The following is an 11,257-nucleotide window of genomic DNA, read 5'->3' on the forward strand; positions in this document are numbered from 1 at the left end:
CCGGTGGTCCGGTCCTCGTGGTGCGCCACCCGTACGGCTGCCCGGACGAGCTTGCGGACCGGCTGGCAGCCGTCCTGCGCGAGCACGGCCACCGGGACCTCCGGTGGATCCTGACCTCCGCCGAGCTCCCCTGCGGCGCCCTGGCACAGGAGCTCCGCGCCGTCCGCCCCGCCCTCGTGGTGGTCTGCGGAGGCGACGGCACCCTGCGCGCCTGCGCCGAGATCCTGGCGGGCACGAGGATCCCGCTGGCCGTCGCACCCTGCGGCACGGGAAACCTCCTCGCCCGCAACCTCGGCCTCCCGATGGATCCGGCCGCCGCCCTGGCCGAGTCCCTGTCCGGAGAGAGCTTCGGCATCGACGTCGGCCGGGTCCGGGGCGACGGGATCGAGCCGATGCGGTTCACCGTCATGGCCGGCGCCGGCTTCGACGCCGCGATGGTCCGGGACGCCTCCCCGAGGCTCAAGGCACGCATGGGCTGGGCCGCGTACGTCCTGTCGGCCCTGCGGCACCTGCACGATCCCGGCGTCCGTCTCACGGTCCGCGTCGACGGGGGCCGCCGGCTGCGGCGCCGGGCCCGCATGGTCGTCATCGGGAACGTCGGCACCCTGCAGGGCGGCCTGCCGCTCCTGCCGGCGGCGAGGCCGGACAGCGGACGCCTGGAAGTGGTGCTCTTCGACCCGCGCGGCCCCGCCGGATGGCTCACCGCGGCCGGACACCTGGCGGCCCGCCTGCTGCGCCGGCGCCCGCCGGCAGCCCCCGGCCCGGCCGCCCCGGACGGGCGCAGCGAGGCCGGGGGAGCGCTGGAGTACTTCAGCGCCACCCGGATCGACGTCCGCTGCGCCGTACCGCAGCCGCGCGAGCTCGACGGCGATGCCGTGAGCGACGGGGTCCGCCTCACCGCCGAGATCGAACCGGGAGCCCTGCGGGTGTACCTGCCCCGCGCGCCCGGGACGCCAAAGACCTCACCCGCCGAGCAGCTTCCGGCGGCGGCCCCCGGCACGCCGTCCTGCAGTACGGCGGCGCACGCCCCCCGAGACACCGGACGGCCGCAAGCCCCGTAGGTCCGCGGGCTCCGCAGGTTCCGCAGGTTCCACGCGACGAGACACCGGAAGGCAGGAGCACGATGGGCACCGCGCGACGGGTACCGCAACGCCACGACGTGGGCGGCGAGGAGCTCTCCGCCGACGAGGCGTGGACCGCACTGCGCCGCTACGGCGGCTGGAGCCTGGCGCGCGATTCCTTCGTGCGCTTCCGCTACGCCGACGGCTTCAGCCACGCCCGCGCGCTCGCCCTGCAGACCGTCCTGTCGATAGTCCCGCTGGCCATCGCCGCCATCGGCCTGTCCGGGGTGCTGCACACCGAGGAGGCGGGCCGGGTCGCCGAGCTCACCATCCGCGGGCTCACCAGCGGCCCGGGCCAGGCCGTAGTGGACGACGCGCTCAGGGAGAGCAGACGCCACGCCGGCGACGGCGGCCAGGCCGCGCTGTGGCTGGGCCTGCTGTTCTCCCTGGCCAACGTCACCACCGCCCTCTGCCAGGTCGAACGGGGCGCGAACCGCATCTACGGCAACGAGCGGGACCGGCCCTTCCTCGCCAAGTACAGCCGGGGCCTGGTGATGGCGGCCCTCGCGGGACTGCCTCTGGGGCTCAGTTTCATCCTCACCGTGCTGGGCACCCACCTGACCCATGCGCTGGCCGAGGTGTACCGGCTCTCTCCCGACACGGTGCGGGCCTGGGAACTCCTGCGCTGGCCGCTGGGCATCCTGCTCGCCGTCCTCGCCACCAGCGCGATCTTCCGCCTCTCCCCGCGCCGGCGGCAACCCGGCTACACCTGGCTGGCCTTCGGGGCCGTCGTCCACCTGGTGCTGTGGAACCTCGCGACCTGGGCGCTGAGCCTCTACATCGGCGAGAGCAGCTCCTTCACCAGCGTCTACGGGCCCCTGAGCGCCATCGTGTCCCTGCTGCTCTGGTCCTACCTCACCTCGATGGCGCTCTTCCTCGGCCTCTCCTTCGCCGCCCAGCTGGAAGCCGTACGGGCGGGGGTGAGGGAGCCGGTCATGAACGACCCCGGGGTCTGACCGCCCCGGATACCGGCCTCCGGCCACCGGCGGCCGGAGGCCCGCCACCGCACGCCACGAAAGGGAACCGCACCATGGCACGGCGCACGGAAGGTGCTCGACGCGTCCAGCGACATCCGCGACATCCGCGACGTCCGCAACGTCCGCTACGGAGCCTGCTCGCGCGGCACGCCGGACCCGACGCCACCTTCGGCGCGAGACTCCTGCTCGCGGCGGCCGCGACGGCCCTGGCAGCGGTACCCTTCGCGCTCGCCCTGGTACTGGTGGAGTCCCGGTGGGCGCCACTGCACCGCCTGGACCAGGGCGCGGCCGAACGCCTCCACGCCGACGCGCTCGGCCACCCGGACCGGGTGGGCATCCTGCGCGTGCTCTCGGACTGGGTGTGGGACCCGGTCACCATGCGCCTGCTGGTCGCCGTACTCGTGGCCTGGCTCGTGAGCCGGGGCGCCTGGCGGCTGGCCGCCTGGGCCGGCGTCACGGCGGTCGCGGGCGGTCTGATCGGGCTCCTGGTCAAGAGCGCGGTGGAGCGGGCGCGGCCGCATCTGCCGGACCCCGTCGCCCACGCGCCCGGCTTCTCCTTCCCCTCCGGCCACGCGATGACGGCGACCACCTCGTGCGCCGTCCTGCTGCTGGTCCTGCTGCCGGTGGTTCCGAGGGCCTGGCGTCCGCTGCCCTGGACGGTCGCGCTGGTCACCGTGGTCGGCGTCGGCTACACGCGGGTCGCCCTCGGGGTCCACTGGGTCAGCGACGTCGTGGGCGGCTGGCTGCTGGGCCTCGGGGTGGTCACCGCGACGGCCCTGGTCTTCGAGGCCTGGCGGTCCGACACCGGACGGCGCCGCAGCGCGGTGGCCGAGGGCTTGGAGCCGGAACTCACCGGACCCGACCCCGAAGGGCCCCCGACTGTCGGCCAGGCACCGACGAGTTCGAGCCGTTGACCTCGCAGCGGGGGCCCGGCGGGGGAACGGAGCCCGATCAGGGGCAGGCGAGCCAACCGACAGCTTCGACAGCTTCGACATCCGAAGGAGAACGGCCATGCTGATCACTGTCAGTCGCTCCGGAGGTTTCACCGGCGTCGACAAGATGCGGAAGATCGACACCTCCGTCCGGCGGGACGCCGCGGAATGGGAGGGCCTCGCGCGGCGCGCCGTACGACCGGTCGCGGACGGCTTCCACTATCGGATCACCGTCGACGGCCAGACGGTCGACCTCGACGAGGCGGGCCTGACGGGCGACCAGCGGGAACTGATCCGTGCGGTCCTCGGCGAAGGGGCCTGACCCGTTCCACCGGCCCGGATCCACCGGCCCGGAGGAAGTCTGCGCTCCGACCGTTTGGACTCTCGGATACCGGCCATAAGAAGGGGCACGGGAGTCCGCGGCGGTGAGCGGCGCGGAGTCCCCAGCGGGCCCGAGCCGCGTGATGGCATCCCCCCCCCGCCATCACGCGGCCGGGGCTCCGCGGCCGCGGGTCTCCTCGGCGGCGGTCGGTCGCCCCTCCGCCGGCGACCCTGCCGACAGCAATAGGCCAGGTCTACGTGTCCTGCGGCGCCACCACGGTGAAGAGCGCTCCCTCGGGGTCGGAGAGAACCATCCACCGGCTTGTGGTGGACGTCTGTACGGGAGAGGCGGCCCTGCCGCCGAGACCGGTGGCGACATCGATCGCGCTCTCGAGGTCGGGCACGTGGAAATGAAGGTGCCAGCGGGGGCGTACCTCGGGATCGGGGGCTTCTTCGAGTGCGCCGCCGCTGATGCGGGCTACGGTGTCGTGGCCGTGGAGGAGGGCGACGTGGTCGTGTTCGTAGGAGACCGTGCAGCTGCCCGGTCGCCGGCTGTCCCAGTCGAGCACCTCTCCGTAGAAGATGGCGGCGGCGAACGCGTCCCGGGTCCGCAGTTCCAGCCAGGCCGGTGCGCTGCCGCGGCCCATCGACCAGTCGGGGACGGCCTCGCCGTGCCAGAACCCGAAGACGGCCCCTGCGGGGTCCGCCGCCAAGGCGGCTCGTCCGGTGCCGAAGGCCAGGGGGCCGACCGCCATGGTCGCGCCGCGTTCACGGATCCGTGCGGCCGTCGCGTCGGCGTCCTCGACGGCGAAGTACGGCGTCCAGACCACGGGCAGGCCGGGGCTCCCGGTGAGTGCGCCGATGCCCGCGACGGGGGCCCCGTCGCGGAAGGCGACGATGACGCCGTCCCCGAGGTGGGTGGGACGGAATTCCCAGCCGAGTACGGCACCGTAGAACTTCTGGGCGGAAGGGAGATCCCGGGCCAGGAGGCTGACCCAGCACGGGGTACCGGGGATCTCACGGCTCGACGTCGACACAGTTGCCGGCCTCATCTGCTGCTCACGTGGGACGGGACCCTTCCCACAGTAGACCGGACGACTGCGCCGGGGACGCTCCGCGGCGTCCCGGCCGTGTCGACGGCGGCGGGCGGATCGTCCGAGGGCTGCGTAGGACCCTCACAGGGCCAAGAAGCTCGCAGTGGGGGTTTCCAAGGGTGCGATAGCGGCAAGGCGCCCTTCATGGTGCGAATCGGATACACGATGATGACCGAGCAGGCCGGCCCCCGCGAGCTGGTGTCCCACGTGGTGAGGGCGGAGAACGCCGGATTCGACTTCTCCGTCATCTCGGACCACTCCTTCCCCCGGCTGGAGTCCCAGGGGCATGCGTCCTACGCGTGGAGCGTTCTGGGTGCGGCCGCGCAGGCGACCTCCCGGATCCCGCTCATGACGTACGTGACCTGCCCGACGTTCCGCTACCACCCGGCGGTCGTCGCCCAGAAGGCCGCGACCATGCAGATCCTGTCCCAGGGCAGGTTCCGGCTCGGGCTGAGCTCGGGCGAGAACCTGAACGAGCACGTCGTCGGCGCCGGCTGGCCCGCCGCCCACGCGCCTGGAGATGCTCGAGGAAGCCGTGGGCATCATCCGCTCCCTCTTCGCCGGCGGGTACGTGAGCCACCACGGCGCGCACTTCGACGTGGAGAACGCCAGACTCTGGGACCTCCCGGACGATCCGCCCCCGATCGGGATCGCGGTGTCCGAGGACCGCTCCTGCGAGATCGCGGGACGATACGGCGACCTGCTCATCGCCACCGAGCCGAAGCAGGAGCTGCTGACCGCGTTCGGCGCGTACGGCGACGAAGTGGACGCCTTCGTCGCGGCGGTCCGCCCGTACGCGGAGGCGGGCTTCACCGAGGTCGCCCTCATCCAGATAGGCGGCGAACACCAGACGCCGTTCCTGGAGTGGGCAGAGACGAAACTGCTGCCCGCCCTGCGAGACCTGTGAGGATGCGACCGTCATGGACCGTGCTGCTCTCTTCGATGTCGACGGCACTCTGACCGACACCAACCACCTCCACATCACCTCCTGGTGGGAAGCCCTGCGCCAGGCCGGGCACCACGTGCCCATGCACGCCGTCCACCGCGCGATCGGCCTGCCCGGCGAAGACCTCCTCGACCACCTCCTGGGCGAGGACCGGGACCACTCCGGCGACGCCCGGCTGAGCGCCGCCCACGACACCCTGTACGCCACGTACTTCGACCGGCTCCCCGCCTTCGAATCGACCGCGGAACTGCTCCGCACCCTGTCGAAGGCAGGGTGGAAGGTCCTGCTCGTCACCTCGGCGACGGACCGGGAACTCAAGGCTCTGCGGCAGGCCATCGGCGCGGAGGACGCCATTACCGACGCCGCGACATCCGATGACGTCGAACAGGGCAAGCCCGCGCCGGACCCTGTCCGGCACGCCCTCGAACTGGCGGAGGTGCCACCCGGGCGTGCGGTGTATGTCGGTGACTCCGTCTGGGACATGAAGGCGGCCTGCCGGGCCGGGGTAGCCGCCGTCGGCCTGCTGTGCGGTGGAATCCCCGGTGACGACCTCGAGATGGCCGGTGCGGTCGCCGTCTACCGCGACCCGGCTGATCTCCTTGCCGGCCTCGGTGACAGCCCGTTCTCCCGGGTCCCACCTGAACCTCTCGACGCCGTCAGCGGCGTGATCGCCGGGACACCCAGGTCCCTGCAACGCCATGCCGTCACGGTGTCTGACAGGGGGTGGACGGGGCAGGCGGTGGGCATGAACGAATCCCTTGCGAACGTGTCCAGCAGCTACCACGTCACCGTCCGAGGGGAACGCTTCACCTGCGGTGACGTGACGGGTCTGGGTCCCCAGGGGGACCTTGGTCTGCCCGGGCAGGTGCTCACGCTCACCCTCGACGACTGCGTCCTCACCGACGTGCCCGGGGCGCGGGAATGGGCCCTGTCCACCGAGGCTCCCGCCCAGCCGTGCAACGTCAAGATCGAGGAGATCAGGGCGGGTTCGGTGGCCCCGCTCACCACGTGGTACCTCACAGACGCCCGGCCGGACTCGATCACCGACCAGAGCACGACGGCGACCAGCCACGAAACGCGGATCGGCCGACTCACCATGCACGCCGCGAAGATCACTCCGGCCACGCCGTAGTGATCCTTTCCGGGCGGCGGAGGCCGGGTTTGCCTTCGCCACTCCGGGAGGTCCGTCCGGTCAGGCCAGGCGGACCTCCGGGAGGCAGATGTCGCCCTCGTGGGTGTCCAGCGCGTACGCCGGCAGGGCTTGGCGGGAGGAAGGACAGGGGGGTCGCGTACGGAGATCCCCGTGGCGCGCGGTGGATCAACTTGCCGGGTACGGAGCTGTCTTGAGGCGGCGGGCGAGGTGGCTTCGCCGACCCAGTAGGTGACGGCGTTGGGGGCGAGGGAGAACCCGACGTCGTTCAGGCCGAGGGGCTCCGACGTCCGGTGGGGGAGGGCGACGTCGCATTCCGCGCCGACAGGGGGCCGGCCGCGATGAACTACGCGTCGACCTGATCGGCCGGAGCGCCGACCGGCAGGAGAATGCCGTTGTATTCGTGGATGCCCGCGCGCTGGGGGGCTTCCTGGACGAGACCTACGCAGTCATCGCTGCCGGGGAGGAGTTCCTCGAAGTCGACGAGCTCCTCTACGAGCTCCGGGCTCGCTGAAGAGTCCGAGCGTCCTACCGAAACCGTGTCGAGCCGGTCTCTCCGGCCCTGGTCACGACGGTAGTAGCTGCCGCAGCGGCCACCACAAGTCCTTCGCGAGCACCGGTCTCGCCCGCCCCGATCACAGATGTCGCCCGCACGCATTGGCATGGAGAGATTCTCTATTGCCGGAGACGGCCGAGACGTTTTCCCGTCTGTGTCGATAGGAAACAGCTAAGTTTTGTGTGCATGGCCGGGGCGTTGTCGGGCAGATGATGCCTCGGAGGTTGATAACCATGGTTCCCCTGCTTCTTGTTCTTCTGCTGGTTCTGGTTCTCGCCGGGGCGGGTTTCGCGATCAAAATTCTCTGGTGGGTCGCCATCGCGGTCCTGGTGCTCTGGCTGATTGGTTTCGTCGCCCGCCCGAAGGGTGGCAGCGGCCGGTGGTATCGCTGGTAGCTGTTTCACAGAGCCACAGTTCAGTTGTGAACGCAGTAGGGAAGAGAGTGCGGTAAGGAATTGTTTTCCCTGCCGTCTCCATTGACCGGAGGAGTTGTTTTCGTATGACTGAGAATTTTTGGGGTTACCGCGAGACCGCAGGCCGTCCGGGCTGGTCGGATCTGACGGGGTACAAGGTCGAGGCGAGCGACGGTTCTATCGGCAAGGTCGACAAGCACTCGGATGAAGCCGGGTCCTCCTACATCGTGGTGGACACAGGTCCGTGGATCTTCGGCAAGGAAGTCCTGCTGCCCGCGGGCACGATCAGCCGGATCGACGCGAACGACGAGAAGATCTATGTCGACCGGACGAAGGAGCAGATCAAGAATGCTCCGGAGTTCGACCAGGACAAGCACCTCGGTGATGCCGACTACCACCGTCAGGTCGGCGGCTACTACGACGGACCGCACCGCCTCTGACACGCGCGGGCACCAAGCACTCCAGGACGGGGACGACAGCGACAAGCTGTCGTCCCCGCCCTGCTGCTACCCGGTGCGGCACCGAGAGGCCCGCCCCGCCCGTGGGGTTGGTTCGGACGGGAGATTTCGCCGCACGCCGATCGTGGACCTGTAGGCCGGGGGATGGGGTGGATGCTCGTTCCTGCGCCGCGCACCCTTCGGCCAGGCGGTCGCGCGCCGTGCCGCCGAGGGTGGCGGCCGGCTCGGTTGGGTGGTCTCCCTCGCCGGCGGCGCCGCCTCCATCGCCGAATTGCTCGGCGAACCAGCCGACCACCCCCTCGACCAGATCGACGTCACCTGGGTCCAGGACGAGGAACCGGGCCTGGTCTCGGCCTGATTCAGACCGAGGTGGGGAACCTGTCCCAGGCGCGGTGTTCCGTCAGCCCCTGGGTGATGGCCTTGAGGGCGGCGGTGGGGCTGGAGGCGAACGCGATACCGGGGGCGCCCCCCCGGATGCCGGCCGCTAGCAGGGTGCGGGACGAGTCGTTCCAGCCGCCGATGGCCTTGCCGTGGCGGTAGGCCTCCGTGAGCAGCAGGAGGACTCGGGGGTCGGCGCCATCCGGGGCGGGGGCTCCGGCCTTGGAGTCGCGGGCGCCGCGCGCGTCGGCCGCGGCCGTGGGCGTGCCGGCGAGGAGGAGGGCGTCGAACTCGATGGAACGCGTGGCGGCGAACGTCCGCTGGACCGTGACCGGGTTCTTCCCGGTTCCGAGCGTGCCCCCGGTGGGGGCGATCACGAGCGGGACCATTCCGGCCTTCAGGACGGCGTCCCGTACGGCACGGACGCCCTTCAGGTCGGAATCGGCGTCGGCGACGATGCCGATGACCCGTCCGTCGAGCGGCCAGGTGCCACCGACTTGGGACAGCGCCGGGCTCGGGGCCGGTTCGGTGAGGGGCTGGGTGGGGGCCGGTGCGGGAAGTCCGAGCCCGGTGGCCACCTCCTCGCACAGCTGCGGGTCGATGTTCGCCAGGACGGACAGCGCGCGTTCCTTGACGGCCTGCTCGTGGCACTTGGTGAGTTCGAAGGTGTACGCGGCGATGATGTGCTCGCGCTCGACCGGCGTCATGCTCAGCCAGAAGAGGCGCGGCTGGGTGAAGTGGTCGTCGAACGAGGCGGGAGCCTCGCGGACCTTGCGCGCTGCGGACAGTTCGACCGGCACTTCGATGAAGGCGCCCGTATCGGCACCGGCGAGGAAGGGGCAGCCTCCGTCGAGGCTGTTGGGCCGGTACGGCGCGGCCCCGGCGTGGACGGCGGTCTGGTGCATGCCGTCGCGGAGCATGTCGTTGACGGGGGCGTGCGGGCGGTTGATGGGGAGCTGGCCGAAGTTGGGGCCGCCGAGCCTGCTGATCTGCGTATCGAGGTACGAGAAGAGCCTGCCTGCGAGCAGCGGATCGTCGGTGACGTCGATTCCGGGGACGAGGTGGCCGGGGTGGAAGGCGACCTGTTCGGTTTCGGCGAAGTAGTTCGTCGGGTTGGCGTTCAGCGTCATCAGCCCGATGGGCTGGACCGGGGCCAGTTCCTCCGGGACGATCTTGGTGGGGTCGAGCAGGTCGATGCCCTCGAAGGTCTGGTCCGGGGTGTCGGGGAAGGTCTGGATGCCCAGTTCCCACTGGGGGAACGCGCCCGACTCGATCGCGTCGGCCAGGTCACGGCGGTGGAAGTCCGGGTCCATGCCGTTGGTGATCTGCGCCTCCTCCCAGACCAGGGAGTGCACGCCGAGCTTCGGCTTCCAGTGGAACTTCACCAGCGTCGTGGCGCCCTTGGCATTGACGAGGCGGAAGGTGTGGACGCCGAAGCCCTCCATCATGCGGAAGGAGCGGGGGAGTGCCCGGTCGGACATGTTCCAGATGGTGTGGTGGGTGGCCTCGGTGTGCAGGGACACGAAGTCCCAGAACGTGTCGTGCGCGCTCTGCGCCTGCGGGATCTCCCGGTCGGGGTGCGGCTTCCCCGCGTGGATGACGTCGGGGAACTTGACCGCGTCCTGGATGAAGAACACCGGGATGTTGTTGCCCACCAGGTCGAACGTGCCCTCGCCGGTGTAGAACTTCGTGGCGAACCCGCGGGTGTCGCGCACCGTGTCCGCCGAGCCGCGCGATCCGAGGACGGTGGAGAAGCGGACGAACACCGGCGTCTCGACCCCCTTGGCCAGGAACGCGGCCTTGGTGACCTTCCCCGCGGTGCCGTAGCCCTGGAAGATCCCGTGGGCGGCCGCGCCACGGGCGTGCACCACGCGCTCGGGGATCCGCTCGTGGTCGAAGTGGGTGATCTTCTCCCGCAGGTGGTGGTCCTGCAGCAGCACCGGTCCCCGCGCACCCGCCTTCAACGAATGGTCGCTCTCGTACAGCCGGGCCCCCTGCGCGGTCGTCAGGTACGCACCGCCCTGCGCCACCGCGGCCTGGGGCGCGCCGGTGGGCTGTCCCGTGGGGCTGAGGGTGTCCGGGCCGTCCTGGTCCGGTTTCGGCGGCAATGGTTCGCGCGGGGCCGTCGGCTCGGCTACCGCGGGCGGTCGCGGGGAGGGGCGGCCGGAAGCGCCGGGGGAGCCGGCCCGCTTCTTCGGCGTGGCAGACGAGGCCTTCTTGGCCGTGGCTTTGGTCGCCTTCTTCTGCACCATGCGTCACGTCTCCTCTTGAGCGGACTCGGGGGCCTGCGGGGGCCTGCGGACGGAGCCTGCGAGATCGTCTGCCGTCTACCCGGCAGGCGGCAGTCATGCCCCGCTGCAAGCCTTCGGCTGCTCTTCGCTCATGGCACGCCGAGTACGCCCATACCGGCTAAGGGGCTCCGGGCTGCGGGCTGCGGGCTCCGGGCTCCGGGCTCCGGGCTGCGTGATCGGGATCCGGCCGGGCAGGTGGGGATGATCATGGGGCGCGTGGGTAGCCGCAGGAGGTGATCACGTTCGGAGTCGAAGAGGAGTATCTGCTGCTGGACCCGGACACCGCCGTACCGACTCCGCTGGTGGAGGAAGTGCGCCGCAGGGCCGGTCTCGGCGCCCTCGCGGATCAGGGCGAAGTCCAGGACGAGCTGCTCCAGGCGCAGATCGAGGTGGCCACTCCCGTCTGCTGGAACCTCGAGGAAGTCGGGGGACACCTGCTCCGGCTGCGCCATGCGCTGGCGTCGGCAGCCGAGGCCAGTGGCTGCCGGGTCGCGGCGACCGGTGCCGCGCCGGTGCGAGGGGTTCTGCCGGTGCCCGTCACCCGGACACCCCGGTACTTGAGGATGGAGGGCGAGGCGCGTCAACTGGTGGACGAGCATCTGATCTGCGGGATGCACGTC

10 protein-coding genes and 3 pseudogenes are annotated in these 11,257 nt (G+C 71.0%); 10 read left to right on the plus strand and 3 right to left on the minus strand.

The window, feature by feature from the left end:
* The 4 genes from ACFWBW_RS09840 to ACFWBW_RS09855 form a co-directional block, all read left to right on the plus strand.
* The coding region (locus tag ACFWBW_RS09840; protein ID WP_385370116.1) for a diacylglycerol/lipid kinase family protein at positions 1-1,061 on the plus strand (1,061 nt) is incomplete at its 5' end.
* Between the two features lie 62 nt (positions 1,062-1,123).
* A complete protein-coding gene (locus ACFWBW_RS09845; protein ID WP_385370118.1) occupies positions 1,124-2,077 on the plus strand; it encodes a YihY/virulence factor BrkB family protein in 954 nt (317 codons plus the stop codon).
* A gap of 155 nt (positions 2,078-2,232) precedes the next feature.
* Complete coding sequence (locus tag ACFWBW_RS09850; protein ID WP_385370142.1) at positions 2,233-3,012, plus strand: phosphatase PAP2 family protein; 780 nt, start codon at positions 2,233-2,235, stop codon at positions 3,010-3,012.
* Positions 3,013-3,109: 97 nt separating this feature from the next.
* Complete coding sequence (locus ACFWBW_RS09855; protein WP_385370120.1) at positions 3,110-3,352, plus strand: protealysin inhibitor emfourin; 243 nt, start codon at positions 3,110-3,112, stop codon at positions 3,350-3,352.
* Positions 3,353-3,605: 253 nt separating this feature from the next.
* On the opposite strand, the gene ACFWBW_RS09860 is transcribed toward ACFWBW_RS09855, so the two are convergent.
* Positions 3,606-4,337 carry a VOC family protein gene (locus ACFWBW_RS09860; RefSeq protein WP_385370144.1) on the minus strand — a complete coding sequence of 244 codons (732 nt, stop codon included), beginning with the start codon at positions 4,335-4,337 and terminating at the stop codon, positions 3,606-3,608.
* A gap of 252 nt (positions 4,338-4,589) precedes the next feature.
* Between ACFWBW_RS09860 and ACFWBW_RS09865 the strand changes: the two are divergent.
* Together ACFWBW_RS09865 and ACFWBW_RS09870 are read left to right on the plus strand one after the other, a co-directional pair.
* A pseudogene (locus ACFWBW_RS09865) lies at positions 4,590-5,352 on the plus strand (TIGR03557 family F420-dependent LLM class oxidoreductase).
* Between the two features lie 13 nt (positions 5,353-5,365).
* Positions 5,366-6,019: pseudogene (locus ACFWBW_RS09870) on the plus strand (HAD family hydrolase); the annotation flags it as partial.
* A gap of 734 nt (positions 6,020-6,753) precedes the next feature.
* Here the strand turns inward: ACFWBW_RS09870 and ACFWBW_RS09875 are convergent.
* Positions 6,754-6,816, minus strand: a pseudogene (locus ACFWBW_RS09875) (NADPH-dependent oxidoreductase); the annotation flags it as partial.
* Positions 6,817-7,306: 490 nt separating this feature from the next.
* On the opposite strand from ACFWBW_RS09875, the gene ACFWBW_RS09880 reads away from it, so the two are divergent.
* The 3 genes from ACFWBW_RS09880 to ACFWBW_RS09890 all read left to right on the plus strand — a co-directional run bounded on the left by ACFWBW_RS09880 (position 7,307) and on the right by ACFWBW_RS09890 (position 8,326).
* Positions 7,307-7,492, plus strand: coding sequence for a hydrophobic protein (locus tag ACFWBW_RS09880; protein WP_385370122.1), 186 nt, complete (start codon positions 7,307-7,309; stop codon positions 7,490-7,492).
* A gap of 104 nt (positions 7,493-7,596) precedes the next feature.
* On the plus strand, positions 7,597-7,950 hold the full coding sequence (locus ACFWBW_RS09885) for a PRC-barrel domain-containing protein (RefSeq protein ID WP_385370124.1): 354 nt from the start codon (positions 7,597-7,599) through the stop codon (positions 7,948-7,950).
* Between the two features lie 250 nt (positions 7,951-8,200).
* On the plus strand, positions 8,201-8,326 hold the full coding sequence (locus tag ACFWBW_RS09890; RefSeq protein WP_385370126.1) for a hypothetical protein: 126 nt from the start codon (positions 8,201-8,203) through the stop codon (positions 8,324-8,326).
* Between the two features lies 1 nt (position 8,327).
* Here ACFWBW_RS09890 and ACFWBW_RS09895 read toward each other — a convergent pair whose 3' ends face one another.
* Positions 8,328-10,598 (minus strand): catalase, encoded by a 2,271-nt coding sequence (locus ACFWBW_RS09895; protein WP_385370128.1) that lies wholly within the window; start codon positions 10,596-10,598, stop codon positions 8,328-8,330.
* Positions 10,599-10,870: 272 nt separating this feature from the next.
* Here ACFWBW_RS09895 and ACFWBW_RS09900 point away from each other — a divergent pair.
* Positions 10,871-11,257 (plus strand): glutamate-cysteine ligase family protein (locus tag ACFWBW_RS09900; RefSeq protein ID WP_385370130.1); only part of this gene is annotated, 387 nt, incomplete at its 3' end.

The organism is Streptomyces sp. NPDC059957 (assembly GCF_042730015.1).
Classification (GTDB): domain Bacteria; phylum Actinomycetota; class Actinomycetes; order Streptomycetales; family Streptomycetaceae; genus Streptomyces.